The organism is Blautia obeum ATCC 29174, assembly GCF_025147765.1.
GTDB lineage: Bacteria > Bacillota > Clostridia > Lachnospirales > Lachnospiraceae > Blautia_A > Blautia_A obeum.
Map to the genome: position 1 here is coordinate 3606577 of NZ_CP102265.1, position 23428 is coordinate 3630004.

The window sequence follows — 23428 nt, forward strand, 5'->3', positions numbered from 1 at the left end:
AATTCCTGGGTAACGAGAAAAAAGTCCTGGATAACTGGAGAGAAGTCCATGACAAATGAAGGTCGTGGACTTCTCTTTGTAATAAATTAAGATTCAGGTCTGCGAACGGATTTTCGTCGATGCTTCTTGGCTTCATAAAGCTCCTTATCGGCAAGAGCGATGATTTCCTGTGTGTCGGTATCCGGTTTAGGACGGAATTCTGCAATTCCAAGAGAGATTTCCACAAGGAATGGTTTATCGGATTCAGCATTAAAAACCGTGCAGGCATCTTTAATTCGTTTACGGAAAATATCCTGGAAATTTTCTTCTTCACAATTTAAAAGAATCAGGAATTCATCACCACCGACACGTGCAAGTGTGTCCTGACTGCGCAGACAGCCTCCGAGGATTCTTGCAACGCTTTGCAGTGCAAAGTTGCCGGCCGGATGTCCCCAGGTGTCATTGATCTCTTTCAGATGGTCCAAATCTCCACAGATAATGTAGGCCCGTTGATTTATTTCGCTGCTGCAGAATTTTTTTGTCTGTTCTGTGAAACCTCTCAGATTCAGAAGACCAGTCAGTTCATCATATTTGGAAATAAATCCAAGTACCCGGTTTCGCTCACGTACGAGCTCCAGATCTCTGGACATTTCCTGTCGGCGCCGGGCTTCTGCTTTACTGATTTCCAGATAATGCAAAGAAAGACCGATCTGCAGGCTGATCACATAGAAAAATGGAAATTCTTCCTGTTGTATATCGCATGCGAGCAGACCATATTGTTTTTCTCCTGAGAAGAGCAGAAATATCATAAACTGATGTCGTTCATCATCGCTCATCAACTGACAGATACCTTTTTGGTCTGTTACAGGCTGGCGGTCATAGAAATGAAATGCATCCACTTCTTCATTCCGGTAATAGGCAGCAAGTCGCAGATTTTGCGGACAAATCCATTTCTCATTCTGATGATATACGATTGGTTCATCCAGGAGAAAGAGGTAGGTGCATTTTGTGCGCAATTCCCGCATGTTTTCCATTGCTTCCAGAAGAAAAGCGTATTCATCCTCCATGCAGTCATTCAGACTTCGGGCAAGTGACGAAATAAACCAGGATCTACGTTGAAAACTGATCAGCTCAAGCTTCATATTGGTAATCGTACGGTTCAGCTTGTGTATCTGTTCGGTAAGACTCACTGGAGTATTTTGAATTTCCGGAAGCTGTTCCTGACAGCCGCAGGATTCTCTGACACACAGAGAAACAGGAACTCTTCGGGACAGGACATTTTTGCCGTCCAATTTATCAACAAGGTCGTATACAGCCATTCGGCCCATGAGGACTCCATCCTGCTGAATGGTTGTAAGAGGTGGTTCCATACCAGATGCACGCTCACAGTCATCAAAACCGGTGATCAGGATATCTTTTCCTACTTTGAGACCACGTTTTTCACAAACACGATAACCGGCAAATGCCATTTCGTCGTTGGCGAAGACAATAGCCTGGGCATCTGGATTATCATCGAGGAGTTTTTCAATCTGTTTATCTACAAATTCTGAATAATCACCCTGTGCGATCATCTTGGGATTGACCGGAAGATGATATTTCGCCATCATTTCAAGATAAGTATTTTTACGTTCATTAGCATCTGTATTCTGTGCAGGACCGGCTACAAAAAGTATTTTCTGACAATTGTGTTCCTGGGTCAGATGCTCCATGACCAGCTGGATGCCCTGTCTGTTGTCACAGATCAGAGAATGGCAGTTATGCGCATGGACGATCTCCGTAAGGAACACGGTAGGAATGGAATTGAATTTGCGGGCAAATTTCTCAGCAGTCTCATTTTTTAACTGCAGTCCCAGAGTTCCATAATTGATGATCAGTCCATCAAGACCTCCCATAAGACTGTAATCGTGGATGGTATTGAACTGATAATCAAAAGAATCTTTGTGAGTTCCGCCGAGCATATCTTCGAAGAAATCTTGGGTCTGCGTACCAAGGAAAAAACAGACATTTATATCGAGTTCTTTTGCTGCAGTAGCAATACCACTGATATGTTCTTTGGGAAAATAAGTATATACGCCCCCAATAAGGATTCCAACGTTGTATCGTTTGTGTTTGTTCATGATAAGTCCTCCATGAGTAAGTTAAACGCACATTGTTTTTTGTATATTATATCAGCGTTATGTGGTAATTGCAAAACTTAATTTGTGAAAATTAGACAAACGAAAGGATTGCGAATAAATAAATAATAAAGCAAGACACATAAATCATACATAATGACCAAAAATAAATGAAATAAATTATAAAGCAAGCGTGTGATTGGCAATAAGAGTGCCAGTGGAACAGAAATCATCGAGGAACTTGGCGAGGAAGAAATCAATACAGGAGCGATGATTGTCTATACCTCTGCGGATTCAGTAATGCAGATCTGTGGAAATGAAGAGACATTTGATCTTGCAAACCTGTATCGCTGCTGTGAGATTGCCAGGGAACTGACCATGAAAGATGAGTGGCGAGTTGGCAGAGTCATTGCGAGACCGTATGTCGGAAAGAAAAAGGGTACGTTTAAGAGAACCAGCAACCGCCATGACTATGCGTTGAAACCGACTGGAAGAACAGCCTTAAATGCATTGAAGGATGCAGGTCTTGATGTGATTGGTGTTGGAAAGATCAATGATATTTTCTGTGGTGAGGGAATTACACAGACTTACCATTCAGACAGTTCTGTGCATGGCATGCAACAGACGATTGATATCTGTAAAAAAGATTTTCATGGTCTCTGCTTTGTGAATCTGGTGGATTTTGACGCTTTGTGGGGGCATAGAAGAAATCCGGAAGGATACGGACGTGAAATTGAGAAGTTCGACAGAGGACTTGGAACTCTGATGAATGAGTTGCGAGAAGATGATCTTCTGATCCTGACTGCGGATCATGGAAATGACCCAACTTATACCGGAACGGATCATACAAGAGAATATGTACCATTTATTGCATATTCAAAGAAAATGAAAGAAACAGGAGCTATTGAGAACCAGGATACATTTGCGGTGATCGGTGCATCTGTTGCAGAAAATTTTAGTGTACAGATGCCACAAGACACGATTGGAAAATCAATATTGCGGGAGTTGCAGTAGTTAAATAAAACTTGTCTGTCATGACACCTTCAAGCTATTATAGCCTGAAGGTGTTTTTATTAATCAAAATCTCTGGTAATGTTTGTGAGCCATTTGCCTCTGACATAGTGAATTAATACCACAGGCATTTTTTCAAATTCGTCCAGAGTCATTACAAAGTATACCCAGATCGGCGGCAGTTTTAAAACATATGCAGCTAAGAAAGTAAGAGAGTTATTTTTTTATCTCTTACACATCTATTTCTCAGTCGGCCATGACCTTCTGAGCGCCACACAAAACGAATCAATTGATGCTATTGTTGTCTGTGAATTACAGTGTTGTACTTCACACCGTCGACTGAAGAATGCAATGGGCCCTGAACTATTCTTCAGTTCAATAAAATTGAATATCTATTTTCCTTAAAAAGCTTATCTGAAGAAATCTTTGATCTGTCCTGCGATGATCTGCATCAGTCGGTTTCTCCCTGTTGTCATGCCTCTTCTTCTTTTACAAGATTGATCGTTCCGTTATCCAGGCATTCTACAAACTTGCGAACAAGCTCTGGATCAAATTGTTTGCCTGCATCCTGAATCAGCTTCTCCCGAGCTACTTTTACAGGGAAGGCTTTCTTATAGCATCGTATGGATGTCATGGCATCGAATGAATCTGCCACACACAGGATACGTGCCGTCAGCGGTATATCTTCGCCTGCAATACGGCGCGGATATCCTTTCCCGTCATAGCGTTCATGATGACCGATGACCGCCGGGATAACATAATCCAGTGACGGAAGATGTCGGATAATGTCGATGGAAGCTTCTACATGGCCTTTGATCATCTCGTATTCTTCATCTGTCAATGATCCGGCCTTATTTAATACACTTTCTGGAATACCAATTTTACCGATGTCATGCAAAAGTGCTGCCTGATGGATGATCTCTATCATATCTTCGTTCATTCCAAGTGTTCTTGCAAGTGCTGTTGCATAATAGGCAACATTTGTGGAATGGCTGAAGGTATAATGATCTTTTGCATCAATAGCTGCGGTCAATGCGTAGATGGTTGATTCATATTCTTTGTAAATATGTGCATGTGTTTTTGCGTGAGCATCTTTATTATTGTTGCGGAACATGGTATCAAAGACCTGAATTCCATTCTTCCCGCTGTGTTTTACGTGGTACACCGCAAGATCAACATTTTCCAGCAGTTCTTTGACATTCTTTGCCGCATACGGTGCTGCACTGATTCCCGCACTGACTGTGATCGGCTTGAGCTTCATGTCGGTTCTGCGGTTATTCATAACATATATCTGTTTTGCAATGGATTCCACCAGATTTCTGGCAGAGAAAAGGTCGTAGCCTGGAAGCAGAACAGCAAATTCTTTTGCGCCATAGCGGGCAGTATATCCACTTTCTCCTACGCTGCTATTGATGATGTCTGCAATGCGCTGCAAGCATATGTCGCCTTCTTTTATACCATACAGCTGATTGTATAATTTAAAATCATCTACATTGATAATGGACAGTGCCAGCGAAGCATCTCTGTTTTTCTCGAATTCTTCATTGAGAACTTCATAAAAATATTTTCGATTTAATAAACCTGTCAGCTCATCGGTTCTTGCCTCAAGACGGGCGTTCTCATACAGCTTTGCATTTTTGATAGCAATAGATGCCACTGATGTGATGTTTGAGATTATCTCTACTTCATCGTATGCCAGTCTCTTTTTTGAAGAAGATGATGTGATCAGAATCACTCCCGCCAGATTATCACCATCTTTTAATCCGGCACAGTAACGTGTATGGTTTTTATCCAGCTGATGTTTTTCCTCTTCCCACATGGACTTGTACTCTACAGAGTAGCGGAAATCACGGTAAATAATCGGTTCTTCGTGGTCTTTCAGCCACTGGACCATTGGATTTTCTTCTTCAAAGGCAAACGCCAGATCACTTAAAGGCTGGTCACTTGCAACCCCACGATATGGCTCGCCAGGTGCGTCCTGCATACAGATATAGATATTTCCAACATCCATCAAATCTTTCATAACATGGATCGTTTTATCCAGGATTTCCTGAAGATCCAGAGTTTTGGAGATTGCTGAATTAAATTCTCTGATCTTCTCAGCCTGATGGTTTTCTTCTCTGACAAACACGCAGCGGATCAAAAGCTTCCACAGATAAGTAAAGAGTGCATAGATGATCAGAAAGACGATTGAAAAAACAAGAGTGTAAATCTGGGTGTTCTTATCCGGCCGCATATGAAATAGATTTTGCAGGGATGGAACAATATTTAAGAAAACAAGAATGGAAAACAGGAATCCAACACCATAACACAGGGAAGGGGATGCCAGCATCTGCAGGCGGAACAAGCGTCTTCGGATCAGTGCGTAGAACAGTAAAAATACATTTACTACACCACTTAAGATATCAATCGGAAATCCGCTGAAGAACGGAATTCCAAGAAATGCATTTCCTAAGAACAATGCAAGGACTCCCAGCATAACCGGTTCATACTGGACTTTCATAGTCGGATTGTTTTTACAGATCCGTACAATGACTGTAAGAAGATGGATCAAGAAAATTGCCGATGGTATAAAAAATACGATGATTGCAGGCTTGATCTCATATACAAAAGCTGCAGCTCCGTTTTTTTCTACCATTTTGGGAGCTTCAAGGAAAACTCCAAATTGTGCATTCAGCCAGAAGCAGGTCAGCATGACCACAAAGTATATTCTTCCCGCAATACCGCTCTTTTCACCGCCAAAGGCGAGTATAAAACGGTAGTACGCATATGGCAGCAGCAAAATTCCCAACAGGGAAACCTGATACCAGAATTCACATCCAGGCCAAAGCTGTGCTCGCATAAAAGCAGAACCTCCAGTCCAGAATAGCAGGCCCGTCAGCACCACCAGGAAACTGTTTATTATTTTATTTCTCTTTGCTGTCAAAAACATCAACAGCATAAATCCATAACACAGCATGGCTATGATTGATATATATCCGTAGGTTCCCATAAAATCCCCTTACTCCACTCTCGTTTTCATTCTTATTTAAAGCTTATCTCACTCTGTTCAGACTTTCCTGTATATCAAGCAGTTCCTTCAATTCATAATGTGAAGGGCTCATCTGATGTATCTTCTTACCGGTCTTTTTCTCATAGGCTTCAAATGTCCCACAAGTAAAGATCGTCACCTGCAGAGGATCCATTCCAAGAATCTTTTTCAAATCCCTGTAATCCTGATCAATATATTTGAAATATGTACTCAAAAGATCTTTCAAAATATTTGTGCTCATCGCAGTGTTGAGCAGTGCATCACGTTCCAGTTCCACATACATATGCAGATATGGACGATTCTGTTCATTATATTCTTTTGTTGCAACCCAATTTATGATCGGCAGCTTTGAAAGAGCGATCACGCTGCGGATTCCGTTTTCCGAAATCCTTGTAAATCCTGCAATATCGATAATCCACGGCACTCGGTCCACATATTCAAAGCGCGGGATCCTTGTCTCATCTTCACGGTTCTCCAGACCGACGCAGCGATACATATCACCACAGCGGTAGCGGGCAAACGCGCCACCTTTGAGAATAGTAAATACGAGTTCGTATTTTTCTCCCGGCCGAACTTCATCCATCAGATAAGTCGGCGGGATGTAAGAAGGATCTTCGTAATTTCGCATCATATCCTTCTCGGTGATAAATTCATAAAACGCTGTATCCGGAAAGAAATACATTCCTTTTCTTGTCCAGGTCTCTGTTCCCATAATGGACGGTTCTGTACCGGCAAATAATTCCATCGGACGGATTCCCCAGAGTTCTTCGAGGTCGTCTTTGTAGCAGAGGTTATCTGTACCGGCTACCATGAATCCTTTTAGATGGAAAAGATCTTTTGGAAGCATTGCGCGGTTTTCTTTTTTGCAGCGACGCTTTGCCTGCAGCAGACGTAATATCATATGTGGCTTGCATTGCATAAGGCTTGACAGTTTTACTCCGCCGCCTCCACCGCCGTTTGTTAGCGAAGAAAGACTCAAGCTTACTGCATAAGCTACGCTTCCAAGTCCAAAGAAAAAGCCAAGATCTTTCTTCATCGCCATCTTAAATCCTAATTTGTTTCTTTCGCTGAAACTCATATTTACGGCTTCTTTTACTGCGGGCAGGAATTCGATTCCAATCTCCTCGCCCAGAGCCAACGGAAAGAGTCCTGTTGCAAAAGGAAGTGGTGCCAGCGCATACAGGAATTTGTCTGTAGCTGCTACATCAAAAGATCCTTTTTCTTTGCTGGTCGATAAGATCAGACATGCTGTAACATTATTCCGATAGGTGTCCAGCATGCTTCGAGTATACGGTGCCACCTTGATCGGGTGCTTTCCACCTTCCCAGGTTGTCTGGATCCAGATGACCGGATTTCCCGGAAGCATATCCGGCTGCTTGGCAAGCAGAATATCCGCGTAATCATCGTAGGTTGTCAGCGGTACCATTTTTCTGAATTCATCCAGATTTTGAGGATGTTTTCCCTTCAAAATAGACTGTCCCAGACCACAGTTGCTCCACAGCTTAACCTGTTCCTCCATCAACCGACGCTGAATCTTCATGTATCCATTCATCGACAGATCCAGGAATCCACAGTACTGCTGCCATATTTCTTTATACTGTTGTTTTTTTAATTTTTCTTCTAAATTCATAGTCTGTCCGCTCCAGATCGATCATTGTTTTCTGATACTATATAAGCATTTCTTTATGCTATCTCTATTCGGCATTAAAAACGGGGTTGTTTTCTGATATTCCCTGTAATTAAAAAATGTCTGTGGAAAAGTCCACAGATCCTGAAAAATGATATACAGATAGTTCCAAAAAATCATAAGCAGAAAATAGATTCCCTGTCTCCATCCGCCAAACATTCCCCACATGCAAAGATATGCTCCTGCGAACCATAAAACTCCGGGATGACGGCACAGACCGTACACACCCTCTGTATATGCCGCACGTAATTTGTTTTCTTCACAGTAAGTTTCTTCAAAGGGAAGGGCAAAAAACAAGGTATATATAAGAAGTGCAAGGAAACACAAGGCTCCTGTTCCAAATCCAATTATTCTTCCGATTCTGTGCTGGCACTGCCCCCACGAGAGCCAGAGCTCCATGACGAGCGATAAAGCCACCAGAACCGTCCCCCATGCGAAAAATTTTTGGAAAAATGTATTTTTCTTTTTAATGCTGTTTATATCATAAATAAAATACAGGAGAAACCCTGCACTCCCTAGAATGAACTGCCACATTTTTTCTCTCCCATTTTTGTACATAATAACACATAACAGCCTTGTCACGCACATTAAATTATAATAAAAGAGACAATAAATAGCAAGCGCTATTTACTGTCCCATATGTGAATTATATAAAAATCTTCCTCAAAATCTCACTCAGCTTATTTATATCCCGCGATTTGACAATATGTCCATTCATTCCGGCGTTTTTGGCCTTCTGCATCTGCTTTAGAAAATCTTTTTTATCTCTTGCACATCTATTCCTCAGTTGGCCATGACCTTCTGAGCGCCACATAGGATATTAAAAAGTTCGCAAACCAGCCAGCTGGTACAGCAAGCCAGACAAATGCAATGCCAAAACGCGGTGCAAAAATCAAAGCAACGGAAAGACGAATCGCCAGGTTCACCATATTTGCAATGAGGAACGGGCGCATGATTCCAAGACCACGAAGGACTCCATCAGTTGCCATTTTGATTCCCATAAAGATGAAGAAGTAGCCAAGCCATCTCATATAATCCCCAGATACCTGGTAGGCCAGGTCTGTTCCGTCTTTACCAAGAAACAGCGAGGAAATTTGCGTGTGGAGTGTTTCAATCACAATGAAGGCAATGGCTGCAAAACACACATCCAGCACTAATGCAGCGCGGTAGCCTTTTTTGATACGCTGGGGTTTGTTTGCGCCAAGATTCTGGGATACATATGGCGAAACCGCATTGCCGATAGATACAAAAATCAGAGAAAAAACATTCTCTACCCGCATTGTCGCCGCATACCCCGCGAGTGCCTGTGTACCGAAAGGATTTACAACTGCCTGTACGATCATCATACCGATAGATACTGTAGACTGCTGAAGAACTGAAGGCACAGCAATCTGAAACATGGAATGTAACTCCTGCCTGTCAAACCAGTCAAAGTAACTTTTATATCGCCGCATCCGACTAAGGAAAAGCAAAAGTGAGAACACCGCAGAAATTCCCTGTGCGATCAAGGTCGCAAGCGCTGCACCAAACACACCGAGATCAAGTCCGGCTACCATCCAAAGATCCATGAAGATATTTAAGATTGATGAAAAAATCAGAAGTCCCAGTGGAATTTTGGATTCTCCTATAGAATTAAACATCGTTGAAAGAATGTTATACATAAACAAAAACGGAAAGCCCACAAAATAGACCCGCAAATACAGCACTGCGTCATCCAGTATATCGGCAGGAGTTTGTAGCGTACTCATCATCGAGCGAGAAAAACAAAAGCCAAAAACGCCAAGGACTATGCTTAGAACTAAAAAGCTAAGCAGAGACGTTGACACGATGGTTTTCATTTTTCCATACTCCCTGGCACCAAAATAGCGGCTCACGAGTACACCTGCACCGACACCGGCCCCCAGCGCCACACAAATGAAAACATTAGTCAACGCTGCACATGCACCGACAGCTGCAAGCGCGGAAGAACCCACAAACTGACCGACGATGATGGAGTCGGCCATATTATATATTTGCTGAAAAAAGCTGCCTAAAATCATTGGCATTGCAAAAACCGTCAAAGCTTTAAGAGGCGCATCTGTAATCAGGTATTCATCTTTTGACATTCTTATATTCCTCCACGAGTTTCATAATTTCACTTATCCTTCCCTTCATCAGACCTTATATATACGAAGTGTAAGTATAAAGTTACGTTACGAAGCAATTATATGTGGTTACAATTAATAAGTCAAGTCATCGTTTACTTTGGGTAATATGAATGATATGATATCCAGGAAAACTACTATCCACAGGATATTATTTTACAGGAGGGGTATTTATGTACCTGGACGGTTTAGATGAACTGGATCAGAAGATTATCCAGTTGCTTATAGAAAATGCACGTATCTCTTACTCTGATATCGGTAAAGAAACCGGTATTTCCAGGGTGGCAGTAAAAGTCCGGATTCAGGCATTGGAGAAAAAGGGGGTAATTGAAGAATATACAACTATAATTAACCCTCAAAAAATCAGTGGTGCTGTATCATGCTATTTTGAAATTGAAACAAAACCAGACTCCCTGTCACAGGTGACAGATATATTATATAAAAATGATACAGTTACGCAGATTTACCGCGTCACAGGAAGAGACAAACTGCATGTACATGCCGTTGCCTCATCGAGTGATGAAATGGAACACTTCCTGCACAATGTCATTGACGCCCTGCCTGGTGTCATCAGCTGCAGCTGCAATACAATCTTATCACGTATTAAAGATATTAAAGGATTACGGCTATAAACTGAAACACTGGAAATTACTGAAAAGACCTCGATGATCTGGTTTTTCCAGACCGTCGGGGTCTATTTAGTATAATTTATAAATTTTCTGAATGATTCCACGACAGAGTTTTTGCTGCGACTTTCTTACTTAAAAAGTCTTAAATAGCTTTAAGTTTTCTGTTTTATTCGTAAAGTTTATCCGCTTTTCTTATTTCGCAATAAACAGTACTCCCAGAGTTCCCGGCCCACAATGGCTTGAAACCACACCACCGGCGCGCGTCTCAAGAATTTCCTGAAAAATTCCAAGACTCTGCAGATAAGCCTGCACATCTTCCACAATCTTACGGTCACAGCCGGAATGTGTAATAAACACTCGCTCCGGTCGTGCATTTTTAAGGTCTGCCTCCATATCTCTGACATAAGACATGACTACAGAATGTAATTTGCCGCGATACTTCTTAGCTGCATCCATTGCACCGTTTTCTACTACGATCTTTGGATGCAGCTTCAATACACTTCCTGCCATAGCCGCAACCGCATTACAGCGACCTCCACGATACAAATACACCAAAGTGTCTACCACAAAGCTTGCACGCACTTTTGGCCTCACTTCCTCTAGCGCAGCCGTAATTTCTGCAGCACTTTTTCCTGCCTGTGCCATTACTGCTGCCTCCACGACTTGAAGCCCAATACCTGTTGAAAGATTTGCAGAATCAATAACCGTCACAAGATCGGAGGCTTCCAGCTCATCAGCAGCAAGACGCATAACATTTCCGGAAGTTGACATACTTGATGATATTGAAAAACAGATAACTTCCCTTTTTTCTTCAACATAAGGTTTCAATATTTTTATCGCATCCACCAGAGATGGTGCCGAAGTTTTGGGTGTTGTCTTATGTGCATCTGACCATGCAAAGATTTCATCCGGAGTTATATTTTTGCCATCCTTATATTCCTTCTCGCCAAGAAGAATATGAAGCGGCAAAATATCAATATCATATCTGTTCACCAGCTCTGGCGAAAGGTCGCAGGTACTGTCTGAAATTATTTTTACCATGAAATATTACCTCCTGCTGTTTTATAGACAATATATTACCACAATTCAAGAATGAAGGATACACCTGTATCTTTATTTCTTACTACGATATGCTTCCGCTTCCCAATGAGTAATAAAGTATGTAATATCATCTGTCATCTGTAATGCACCGCCAAAACTTTCGGCATATACAGCAAGTTTGATCGCATCCTTTACCAGAAGCTGTGCTTTTGCAGCTTTTGCCTTGTCATCTTCCATGATAAATGCGCCCACGCCCTGTACCAGGATCAGTCTTGGTTCTTTGTCATGCTCTTTCATAAATGCATCCAGTACATCTTTTGCCTGTTCAACATTTTCTACAAATAATGGGTATGGTCCGCAGTATACAATGTGATCCGGAGTAAATGGTTTCAAAAGCGGTGCTGCAGTTGTTTTATCTTTCACAAAATTATTCATTTCTGCAGCCGGAACAACTTCTACAGCATGTCCCAGTAACTCGGAAAGTCTCTTTGCAGTCTGTTCTTTTTCAGGTGTAACTGCATCACTTACGTCAGCCGTTCTTTTTACCTGTTTCTCTAATTTGCTGATAACTCCATCAAATAAAACACCTATCTCTTCTACAGTATTTGCTGCAACAAAAATTCCATGATTCTGAAGTAGAAGTACCTGCACATCTTTTCCAAATTCTGCTTTATACGCATTCATTTTTTCATAGCAGATACGTGCCAGCGTATATCCCGGTTTGCAGATATCGATCCAGAGTACATCTTTGCCAAGAAGCTGTTCACAAAGTGTCTGCGCACCCTTTCCGCAGGTCAGACCATTAACAAGAGTCGGATGAACATGCAGTACATAAGTATAAGCAAATAAATTATGAAGCAAAGCCTCTACACTTGGGCGTTTCGTCTTGTCATCATCGGTTACTGCTGCCATAACATCCGCAAGATATGCAGATTCACGTTTCACATCGTCTGCAGGGTATTCTGTTTTCATAATCTCATTCAGACGGGCTCTGTCCATTTTGACAAATTCTTCTGCTTTGATCGTAGCAAGCTGTGTACCGGAACCTTTAACATACAGGGTTGTATCGTCTTTGACAGAAGTATTGCCGCCACCTGCCAGGACGTAAGCCGGATTGCTGCCGTATGTATTTGACATTTTTACTAAAGTTGAAAGATCCATAGTTAAAATTCCTCCCTTGACTTCTCATCTTAATAGTTTCGATATTACTTATAGTATTATAGTACACCATATATAAAAAGTTATCTATGCAAATATCGTGTCACAAAATATAACAAAACCCACCTTATCGTTGGCGCAGATCAAGAAAAAAGCAACCAGGACTTAACATCCTGATTGCTTTTTGCTCTCATTATTCTGTTATTGTTTCAATTCAAAGAAATCTTCTACCCGGTTTTTATAATCCGTCATGTCATTATACTGCAGCATTGCATATTCCTGAATCAGATCATAATATGGTGAGTTCTTATCATCCACACTGTAAAATTTTCCATCTGCTCCCCAATATCCATTACTGGTCAGTACCGGAATCTCTTTCTGTAGATCCTGCTGGAACTTCTGGAAGCCGGTCAGTTCTCCATCTATCGTCTCCATAAGGATGGTCTGAAGATAATTCATACTTGTCTTCTCTACAGTCTTCTTATCAATATCATAATTAGCCCAGATAAGGAATGGAACCTCATATCGCCGCATCATTTCCTCATCATTCCAATTACGCCACTCTCCATTTGTGATAGAATCCATCGATTCATCATGAATTCTCGGCTGGTGATCTCCTGTCAGAAAGATTACTGTCGGTTCATCTGTATTTTTATAATAATTGATCAGATTTTCAAACATCTCATCTGAATATTTGATAAGACTGAGGTAATATCCCAGATCCGTTGCATCTGCATTCTCTACTACAATTCGTTTATCATCGAAATTATCAAATGGTACATCATAAGAACTATGGTTCTGAATCGTCATTGTATAACCGAAATACGGTGCGTCTGTCAATTTTCTCTGCTGTTCATAATCATGTGTGATATTATCGTAGGTACACTGGTCCGTCGCATTATTTCTCATTTTTACAAACGGGACTATCATATTTGTATAATCATAAAACTTATCAAATCCAAGCAGCGGATATGCCTTGTCTCGGTTATAGTTTCTCGCCTTCTGAAGATGGGTTGCTGAATTTCCTGTGTATCCTTCACTCTTCAGTTCAGTTACCAACGATGGCATTGCATGCCTCAGATATAACTGAAATGCAACCGTTCCTTTTGGAAGAAATGCCATAGAATTTCCTGTCAGAAATTCATATTCCGTATTTGCAGTCTGACCGCCTACGATTGATGCATAAGTTGTTCCACTCACACAGTTTCCATTTTTCATCAGATCATGAATAAATGGCATGTAATCTTCATTTGTCTCAATATCTCCAAGAACCTGCGGATCCGAAAAGGCCTCATTAATAACAGCAATTACATTTGGTCGTTTCTTATTTGGATCTACGGTATCAGAAGTATATTTTGAAGTAATCTCTTCTACTTTTTTCAGACTGTATCCATTTGGTTTCTCTGGTACAGAAAGCTTGATGCTTCTTGTGAAACAGGCGATACTGCCATATTGCTGATAACTTCTCATTGGATTAAAAAGACTCAGATACAATCCTCTGTTGCTTACCATGTCTGTCATAACAAGCTGTGAAAAACCAGTTACACTCACAATAGCCATTACAGCGATTCCACACAAACGATGAGAAACTTTTTTGAAAACAGGTTCACATTTTATCACGCGGCCAAGCATTATAAAATCAAACAGCATTACCAGTGCAACTGTTGTATAGAAATTAAATTGTATCTTATAACCGTCTGCAACTTCCAGTGCAGTACCTACGGTTGCAATATCCGATGCCATGACCGGTGTTCCTCGAAACTCATAAACAAAATAATTTACTATATTAAACATTACACAGATAAACGCCCAAATATCAGTTCCAAGACGCACCCGATTTGTAATAACTATAAATATAAGTTCCAGAATACCAATCAACAGGAAGTTAAATAATAACAGTGATAAATGTTGTTCTCTAAAGCTGTATGTTTCATTAAATACAGCAATTTCCATATTAAAAAAAATGTAGCACGGTGCAAACAGGATATACAGAATATTTATTACTCTGTTCCACTTCTTTCCAAAATCCAGTCTGACAAAAATAAGAACAACGCCAACTATCCAGCCCAGCACAATGCTGGCTATTTTAAATTTCGAACTGAATTCCGGATCATTTTCCAATATAGTTGTTCGGTTTACATAAAAAAAGATCAGAAACAGAAACGAAATAAATAGGCAGAAATAATTTTTCCATCTCTGCCTGTTTTTATTAAAGTCTATATTCTTCAGCACGTATATTTTCCTCTATTCTAAAAATGCAACTGACCCTGAAGCCAGATCGTACCTTTAAACCTTCGGCCAACTGCCGGATCTCCCAGCAGATCCGCTCGATTGATACAGATATCAAATTGAATATTATTACATTCAACTGTCATCTGAACAAGTTCTTCATCTGTAATATTATTCTGTACAGTACGATATTCTATAATCTCACCTAAAATACTATACTGGTCACACTGAATTCCATATGGCATAAAATATGAATCTACAATAGACAAAATGTCTTCATGAACGATTCTGTTAGAAATCATAGAATACGTGTCCATTTCTTCCATGGTAAGATTTTCCATAGCCTCTTCATCACCATTTCTTGCAGCTGCGATCATTGAACTTCGGTTTTTACTGCTTTCCTGTTCAACTTTGACTGCTTCCTTATCCTTCAGTACTGGAAAAAGGATTTTACCCTCCCCCGCAAGTCCGGATAATGTCAACGGCTGATTACCTGTTAACTGCTTTTTGCTTTCTTTCATATATTCAGCTACATTTTGAAGATAAAAAATCAGCGTGATTCCTATTCTCAGATCATCACAGGCTGCAGAAAAGGCATCCTTATCCGCATGCCTTTCTACTGTTACCTGTTCCTGAGTTGTAATTCCAGTTCCTCTAAAAAAAGGATAATAATATTCCACATGAAATCTGTTGTCATCATCATACTGACCACATACAGTAATACCGCAGTCATTTCCATAAAACCGGGAAAACTGAGCAAAGACACCATCTGGATGATCTTCCACTACGTTTTTTTCATCGTAATTTTTGATAACATCCAGAATGATTTCTTTCATTTCTTCCCGTTTGGTCACTTTAGAAAAACCGACTGCTTTTAAAAAGCTGTGCAAAAGTACACCTCCATGCCCTTATGCGCGGGTCTTTTTCTCAATTCTCTTCATGCCGCCCATGTATGGCTGCAGAGCTTCCGGAATACTAACAGATCCATCAGCATTCAGGTTATTTTCCAGGAACGCGATCAGCATTCTCGGAGGTGCTACTACAGTGTTATTTAATGTATGCGCAAGATATTTCTTACCATCCTTACCATTTACACGAATTCTCAGACGACGTGCCTGCGCATCTCCCAGGTTGGAGCAGCTTCCTACTTCAAAGTATTTCTTCTGTCTTGGGGACCATGCTTCTACGTCCAGAGATTTAACTTTAAGGTCTGCCAGGTCACCGGAGCAGCATTCCAGAGTACGTACCGGAATATCCAGGGAGCGGAACAGATCTACAGTGTTCTGCCACAGTTTATCAAACCACATCGGGCTCTCTTCTGGTTTGCAGACAACGATCATTTCCTGCTTTTCGAACTGATGGATACGGTAAACACCTCTCTCCTCCAGACCATGAGCTCCTTTTTCTTTACGGAAGCATGGAGAATAGCTTGTCAGAGTTTTTGGAAGTTCTTCTTCCGGAACGATCTGGTCGATGAATTTACCGATCATAGAATGCTCACTGGTACCGATCAGATACAGATCTTCGCCTTCGATCTTGTACATCATAGCATCCATTTCTGCGAAGCTCATAACACCTGTTACAACATTGCTGCGGATCATGAAAGGCGGTACACAATAAGTAAAGCCTCTATTGATCATGAAGTCACGGGCATATGCAATAACTGCAGAATGAAGTCTTGCAATATCTCCCATCAGATAGTAAAAACCATTACCTGCAACACGTCTTGCACTGTCCAGATCAATTCCGTCAAAGCTTTCCATAATATCTGTATGATATGGAACTTCAAAATCCGGAACTACTGGTTCACCGAATTTTTCAATTTCAACATTTTCACTGTCGTCTTTACCAATCGGTACAGACGGATCAATGATGTTCGGGATAACCATCATATTTTTAAGAAGTTCTTCTTCTACTTCTTTTTCTCTTGCAGAAAGTTCATCAATACGTGCACCGGATGCAGCAACCTGTTTCTTAACTTCTTCTGCTTCATCACGTTTTCCCTGTGCCATCAGCGCACCGATCTGTTTGGAAGTTTTATTTCTTTCTGCTCTCAGAGCTTCAACTTCCTGTTTGATCTCTCTGTTTTCTTTGTCCAGTTCAATAACCTTATCAACCAGTTCCAGTTTATTGTCCTGGAATTTGTTTCTGATATTCTGTTTAACGATTTCCGGATTTTCTCTCACAAATTTGATGTCTAACATGTTTTCTCCTCCTGACAGTTATTTTTCTGTCTTCTTTATTTTTCTAAATTCTTTTCATCTTCACTCATCTCACCCAGTTCAAAATTCACAGCTTTTCGAAGTGCTTCTACTTCCTCCTGGCTGAGCATTACATAAGATTCACCTTTTACAATTTCTTTCAGATACAGGAAACAATTGTCTCTGCTGTGTACTGCATTTAAAATGATACCTGAATTATCTTTATCCAGCAACGCCAGCGCAAAACTGAGTTTGCCACCCACATCATCAAATGCATCGTATTTTTCTACGCCATATTTGCTGAAAATAACTTTAAAATGCTGTTCCAGTGTTTTAATTGCATGTTCATGATCTTCTTTTGCTTCATACAGTCTGTCAATCTGTGCAAATTTGCGTACAAAAGTTTTTTCCAGGGACTGTGCATCGCTCCCCTTCATAAACATCTTATACTTTCGTTCCAAACGAGTCAGACGCATGCCATTACTGATCATTACTCCAATTAATATCACAACTATAGCCAGCAAAGCAATAATGATAATCCCAGGATCGATACCTATACTATCAAAAATCGTACTCATATCATACCCCTTTTAACCAATAGATTCAAACAGATCAATAATTCTGTCTAAATCATCTCTGGAATAATACTCTATTTCTATTTTGCCTTTGTTATTTTTCTTTCTGTGAATAAATACGCGGGTTCCTGTAATACCTTTCATTTTTTCTTCAAGGCTCTCATAAATCGCATCTTCTGTTGGATTTGAAACAACCGGCTTCTTCTTTGTTGGTGTTAAAATACTTTTTACCAGTTTTTCCGTTTCACGAACGCTAAGCTTTTCATCAAAAACTTTCATTGCTGCATTGTATTGCTGCTCGGGATCGGAAATAGCAAGAATTGCTCTGGCATGTCCGGCGGATATCATTTCATCTACCATCATCTGCTGTACACGGGAATCGAGTTTCAAAAGTCTCATCGAGTTTGTTACTGCAGTACGGCTCTTTGAAACACGTTCAGCTATCTCATCCTGTTTTAAATGAAATTCATCAATCAGACGTTTATATGCCATTGCTTCTTCAACCGGATTCAGATCTTCTCTCTGTATATTTTCAATAAGAGAAATTTCTACGATCTCCTGTGTTGAAAATTCTTTGACAACAACCGGAACTTCCTTAAGTCCTGCCATCTTGGCAGCTCTCCAGCGTCTTTCTCCTGCAACGATTTCATAGTAGTCCTTCTTATCGGACACAAGCAATGGTTGCAAAATTCCATACTGTTTAATGGACTCTGATAATTCCTGTAAAGCATCCTCATCAAATTTCTTACGAGGCTGTTCCCTGTTTGGCTCGATCATGGAAATTTTCATCATTCTCTCGCCGTTACTGGTTTCCTGCTGACTGGATTTCTTAGTATCTACTGCAACCTTTTTTTCTTCTTTTACAGTTTTCACTGTCTTAGGTTTACTCTGCACTGTTTTTTCCGGGAACAATGCGTCCAGACCTCTTCCAAGTCCTGACTTCTTTCCAGCCATCATTCACCCTCCCTGTTAATTACTTCTTCAGCAAGAAGTCGATATGCCTCTGCACCTGCCGATCTCGTATCATACAATGTAATTGGCTGACCGTAGCTTGGTGCCTCTGCCAGTCTTACATTTCTCGGAATAATCGTTTTATAAATATTCTGTTGAAGGTTGTCTTTAACATTTTCAACTACCTGTAAAGAAAGATTCGTTCTTGCATCATACATAGTAAATACGACACCTTCCATTACGAGTTTCTTATTCAGACGTTCCTTTACAAGTTCAATTGTATGTATTAACTGAGATAATCCTTCCAAAGCATAATACTCACACTGAATTGGCACCAATACGGAATTGGCCGCTGTTAAAGCATTAATCGTAAGCATATTTAAAGATGGCGGGCAGTCCATAATAATATAATCATATTTTCTGCGTACCTTATCTATGATTTTCTTCATGATGTATTCTTTTTCATCGACACCAATTAATTCAATCTCAGCGCCAGATAAATTCACGTTAGATGGAATCAGGTCTACGTTCTCAACTACATCTTTAACAATAGTATCTTTTGCTTCTGCTTCGCCAAGAAGTAATTCATATAATGTATTCTCAACATTATTTTTATCTACTCCAAGTCCACTTGTCGTATTCCCCTGTGGATCAATATCTATCGCAAGTACTTTCTTCCCTTTTTCAGCAAGACAAGCAGAAAGATTAATTGCGGTGGTTGATTTACCAACGCCGCCCTTCTGGTTTGCTACTGCTATTACTCTTCCCAAGATTCATCCTCCCTTCGGGATATCAAATATCAAGACTATACATGTTTATTTGAAAGTATAGCATACTGTTGTTATTATAGCACTTTTAATAGTATTGTTCCACAAAATGTTTCACGTGAAACATTAAAATTCAAGAAAGTTTTCGAAAAATTATTGTTTATATTTTACAAGGGAATTAGAGGACTCGTGTATTTCATGCAACAATAAAGATATCCTGCCATCAACGGGCTTCGTCGTTCGGAAGTTCTAGGTGATAACCTGCCTGCTAGATGCATCCATAATAATCACAAACTCGCTTCGCTCAAGCAGTGTGATTATTATGGATTACGCAGTCAGAACATCACCAAGTACTTCTGCGAACTCCTGCAGGAAGTTGATGGCAGAATATCTTTTTATTGCTGTTTATACAGGTATCTAAGGTAGATAGCGGCGGTGATCAGGATAATTATAGAATATATATAATGACCGCCGCTGTCCAGGAAATGCAGTATAATTCATATGTTTTCATTATTCACCAAACGGAAACGGTTTTATACTCCCAGATTCGCAGGAATTATATAGTTATATTTATAATAACTCGTATTGCTTTTACAGATGTTTCACGTGAAACATTCTCATGTAGTAGTACAAGTATAGTTCTTTCCATCATCAAGTTCCTTGCATAAATGCGTAAGCTGGATATAAATAGTATGATAATAGTTAGATCATCAGGTGCAATGGTTGCACACGGTAATCTTGTGGAATCATTGCACCTGATATAGTGATTCTCAGCGCATCCAGTAGCAGTGCTGATACGTAGAACTCAGCTCTGATTCCGTCACGCGGACTGCGCTAGTTGCTGCCACCGAGTGCTCTGTCTGAGCGTTAGCAAGTTTGCGCGAATGGCTGCTAACAAACGCACGGGACGAGTAGGAATCTGGGCGTGTTCTCGTAGCTGCACTGCTATCCGGATGCGAGTGAAATAAGCAGAGATAATAGAAGGACTCGTGTATTTTACGCAATATTAAAGATATCCTGTCATCAACAGGCTTCGTCGTTCGGAAGTTCTAGGTGATAACCTGTCTGCTAGATACATCCATAATAATCACAAACTCGCTTCGCTCAAGCAGTGTGATTATTATGATTACGCAGTCAGAACATCACCAAGTACTTCTGTGAACTCCTGCAAGAAGTTGATGGCAGGATATCTTTTTATTGCTGTTTATACAGGTTTCTAAGGTAGTTCATGACGTATGGATGGCAACTGATTCGCCAAAGGAATCGAGCCGTCGCTGTTCAATGTTTCACGTGAAACATTAAGTTATAGATCATACAATTCACAAATTCATATTATTGTTGGGGATACTTTTTAAAAATACTATGGATATCAGAAGGATTATTCCACATATGGCAATAAAGTTAAGGCGAATTGTAATGTTCCAATTCTCAGCAGTCACATAGCAGAACAGATATCCAGAACCCAGCTTAGATTCCGTTACAAGGACTGTGCTAGTTGCTGCCACCGAGCGCTCTGTCTGAGCGTTAGCGAGTTTGCGCAAATGGCTGCTAACAAACGCACGGGACGAGTAGAAATCTATGCGTGTTCTCATAGCTGCACTGCTATCTGGATGCGAGTGAAATAGGCAGAGATAATAGAAGGACTCATGTATTTTACACAATATTAAAGATATCCTGCCATCAACGGGCTTCGTCGTTCGGAAGTTCTAGGTGATAACCTGCCTGCTAGATGCATCCATAATAATCGCAAACTCACTTCGCTCAAGCAGTGTGATTATTATGGATTGCGCAGTCAGAACATCACCAAGTACTTCTACGAACTCCTGCAGGAAGTTGATGGCAGGATATCTTTTTATTGCTGTTTATACAGGTATCTATGGCAGTTCACGACGGCTGGATGGCAACTGATTCGTTAAAGGAATCGAGCCGTCGCTGTCCGATGTTTCACGTGAAACATTAAGTTATAGATCATACAATTCACAAATTCATATTATTGTTTGAAATACTTTCATAAGAATACTATGGATATCAGAAGGATTATTCCACATATGGCAATAAAGTTAAGGCGAATTGTAATGTTCCAATTCTCAGCAGTCACATAGCAGAACAGATATCCAGAACCTAGCTTAGATTCCGTTACGAGGACTGTGCTAGTTGCTGCCACCGAGCGCTCTGTCTGAGCGTTAGCGAGTTTGCGCGAATGGCTGCTAACAAACGCACGGGGCGAGTAGGAATCTGGGCGTGTTCTGGAATCTGTTGTTGCTATTGAGCTGCGTGAAAGAAGCATTCCTTCAACATTTCCGTATAGGAAACGCAATATTATGTAGTACAATTGTTTTACTGATGTTTCACGTGAAACATTCTTATGTAGCATAAGTATAGCCATATCCGTCATCAAGTATCCTTGCATAAATGTACAAGCCACATATAGATAGTATGATAATAGTTGGATAATCAGGTATCATCGTCGCACACGATATAATGTTGTGAAATCATTTTTCCGATATAGTGATTCTCAGCGCATCCAGTAGCAGTGCTGATACGTAGAACTCAGCTCTGATTCCGTCACGAGAACTGCGCTAGTTGCTGCCACCGAGCGCTCTGTCTGAGCGTTAGCGAGTTTGCGCGAATGGCTGCTAACAAACGCGCGGGGCGAGTAGGAATCTGGGCGTGTTCTCGTAGCTGCACTGCTATCTGAATGCGCGTAAAGCAAGCAGAAACTCGTGTATTTTACGCAATATTAAAGATATCCTGCCATCAACGGGCTTCGTCGTTCGGACGTTCTAGGTGATAACCTGCCTGCTAGATGCATCCATAATAATCACAAACTCACTTCGTTCAAACAATGTGATTATTATGGATTACGCAGTCAGAACATCACCAAGTACTTCTGCGAACTCCTGCCGGAAGTTGATGGCAGGATATCTTTTTATTGCTGTTTATACAGATGTCAATGGTTACAGCGGCGAATGGTTGTATCATTATCTGACATTTTTTATAAATTTCATCTGTTTTCTATTATTTCAGCAATGGTTTTGTCTCGCACGTAGTAATGTTTTCATCACGCGTACATATGTCTTTTACATTCGCCGATTTCACAACACTTATCCACATCTTCACAAAACAATTTTCATAGGAATCCCATTTTCCTCTACTACTTCACATATCTCCTGCACTTCATCCTCCCCGTCCACGGCTCTTCTTTTACTTTTTATACTTTTCACATCTCCAATATGTATATTTTGCTTATAATTATGCATAGTATATTTCTACATTTTTATTTTTTCAACGATGCTTATAGTAAAAAACAGCTACTTGTGTACGGTCACGGAGCTGCAATTTATCCAGAATTGCGCTCAGATAATTTCTCACTGTCCCTTCTCCCAGGTACATTTCCGCAGCAATTTCCTTATTGCTGTATCCATTTGCAACCAGACGGATGATTTCCTTTTCTTTTTCATTAATTTCACAGACACTATAATCAAAATTTTCCTTCTTTTGAATCAAATCCGGTATTTTAGACACAATTTCCTGTCCAAATACAGTTTGCCCGGAATACACTGCTCTCAATGCCGGCAAAATGCTTGCATAATCCTGTTTCAGCAGATACCCTTTTGCTCCCAGGCGTAACGCTTTCACAATATATTCATCATCAAGGAACGTTGTAAGAAGCAATATATTAGCCTTTGCGTCTGCTTTTAATATTTCAGCTGAAGCCTCGAGTCCATTCATATTCTTCATTCGAATATCCATTAACAAGACATCTGGCTTATATTCTGCATACAGGCATACCGCATCTCTGCCATCGGACCCTGTTGCCAGCACCTGTACGTCTTCATTCACTTCAAGGATTGTTTTCAAAGCCGCTGTAACCAGGCAGTCATCATCTACTATCACTATTTTCATTTCCT

The 23428-nt window shown here is 40.6% G+C and carries 14 protein-coding genes and 2 pseudogenes; 2 read left to right on the forward strand and 14 right to left on the reverse strand.

The annotated features are described in order from the left end of the window. Positions 1 to 86: 86 nt before the first annotated feature. Positions 87 to 2096, reverse strand: coding sequence for a diguanylate cyclase domain-containing protein (locus NQ503_RS17355; protein ID WP_005423525.1), 2010 nt, complete (start codon positions 2094 to 2096; stop codon positions 87 to 89). Positions 2097 to 2282: 186 nt separating this feature from the next. On the opposite strand from NQ503_RS17355, the pseudogene NQ503_RS17360 reads away from it, so the two are divergent. Next, positions 2283 to 3107 (forward strand): annotated as a pseudogene (locus NQ503_RS17360) (phosphopentomutase); the annotation flags it as partial. A gap of 59 nt (positions 3108 to 3166) precedes the next feature. On the opposite strand, the pseudogene NQ503_RS17850 reads toward NQ503_RS17360, so the two are convergent. From NQ503_RS17850 to NQ503_RS17380, 4 genes and pseudogenes are all read right to left on the reverse strand, one after another. Then, positions 3167 to 3316: pseudogene (locus NQ503_RS17850) on the reverse strand (MATE family efflux transporter); the annotation flags it as partial. 260 nt (positions 3317 to 3576) lie between these two features. Continuing rightward, complete coding sequence (locus tag NQ503_RS17370; protein WP_005423520.1) at positions 3577 to 6096, reverse strand: HD domain-containing phosphohydrolase; 2520 nt, start codon at positions 6094 to 6096, stop codon at positions 3577 to 3579. Between the two features lie 43 nt (positions 6097 to 6139). Beyond that, positions 6140 to 7765, reverse strand: a complete 1626-nt coding sequence (locus NQ503_RS17375; protein WP_005423517.1) for a GH3 domain-containing protein — start codon at positions 7763 to 7765, stop codon at positions 6140 to 6142. Between the two features lie 833 nt (positions 7766 to 8598). Beyond that, positions 8599 to 9927 (reverse strand): MATE family efflux transporter, encoded by a 1329-nt coding sequence (locus tag NQ503_RS17380; RefSeq protein WP_259893005.1) that lies wholly within the window; start codon positions 9925 to 9927, stop codon positions 8599 to 8601. Positions 9928 to 10139: 212 nt separating this feature from the next. On the opposite strand from NQ503_RS17380, the gene NQ503_RS17385 reads away from it, so the two are divergent. Next, positions 10140 to 10598, forward strand: coding sequence for an Lrp/AsnC family transcriptional regulator (locus NQ503_RS17385; RefSeq protein WP_005423794.1), 459 nt, complete (start codon positions 10140 to 10142; stop codon positions 10596 to 10598). A gap of 189 nt (positions 10599 to 10787) precedes the next feature. Here NQ503_RS17385 and NQ503_RS17390 read toward each other — a convergent pair whose 3' ends face one another. The 9 genes from NQ503_RS17390 to NQ503_RS17430 all read right to left on the reverse strand — a co-directional run bounded on the left by NQ503_RS17390 (position 10788) and on the right by NQ503_RS17430 (position 23423). After that, positions 10788 to 11636: a DegV family protein gene (locus tag NQ503_RS17390; protein WP_005423796.1), complete on the reverse strand. Its 849-nt coding sequence runs from the start codon at positions 11634 to 11636 to the stop codon at positions 10788 to 10790. Between the two features lie 72 nt (positions 11637 to 11708). After that, positions 11709 to 12797, reverse strand: a complete 1089-nt coding sequence (locus NQ503_RS17395) for a class II aldolase/adducin family protein (RefSeq protein ID WP_005423798.1) — start codon at positions 12795 to 12797, stop codon at positions 11709 to 11711. A gap of 198 nt (positions 12798 to 12995) precedes the next feature. After that, positions 12996 to 15026, reverse strand: a complete 2031-nt coding sequence (locus NQ503_RS17400) for an LTA synthase family protein (RefSeq protein WP_242650141.1) — start codon at positions 15024 to 15026, stop codon at positions 12996 to 12998. A 17-nt stretch (positions 15027 to 15043) separates the two neighbouring features. Continuing rightward, positions 15044 to 15913, reverse strand: a complete 870-nt coding sequence (locus NQ503_RS17405; protein WP_044925323.1) for a DUF3881 family protein — start codon at positions 15911 to 15913, stop codon at positions 15044 to 15046. Between the two features lie 18 nt (positions 15914 to 15931). After that, positions 15932 to 17227: a serine--tRNA ligase gene (serS, locus tag NQ503_RS17410; RefSeq protein WP_005423801.1), complete on the reverse strand. Its 1296-nt coding sequence runs from the start codon at positions 17225 to 17227 to the stop codon at positions 15932 to 15934. Positions 17228 to 17262: 35 nt separating this feature from the next. Next, on the reverse strand, positions 17263 to 17802 hold the full coding sequence (locus tag NQ503_RS17415) for a DUF4446 family protein (protein WP_005423802.1): 540 nt from the start codon (positions 17800 to 17802) through the stop codon (positions 17263 to 17265). Positions 17803 to 17814: 12 nt separating this feature from the next. Next, positions 17815 to 18753 (reverse strand): ParB/RepB/Spo0J family partition protein, encoded by a 939-nt coding sequence (locus tag NQ503_RS17420; protein ID WP_044925326.1) that lies wholly within the window; start codon positions 18751 to 18753, stop codon positions 17815 to 17817. Further along, a complete protein-coding gene (locus NQ503_RS17425; RefSeq protein WP_022388916.1) occupies positions 18753 to 19520 on the reverse strand; it encodes a ParA family protein in 768 nt (255 codons plus the stop codon). Before NQ503_RS17425 ends, NQ503_RS17420 begins: the two co-directional genes overlap by 1 nt. 3282 nt (positions 19521 to 22802) lie before the next feature. Further along, positions 22803 to 23423 carry a response regulator gene (locus tag NQ503_RS17430; protein ID WP_005423811.1) on the reverse strand — a complete coding sequence of 207 codons (621 nt, stop codon included), beginning with the start codon at positions 23421 to 23423 and terminating at the stop codon, positions 22803 to 22805. Between the last annotated feature and the right edge of the window lie 5 nt (positions 23424 to 23428).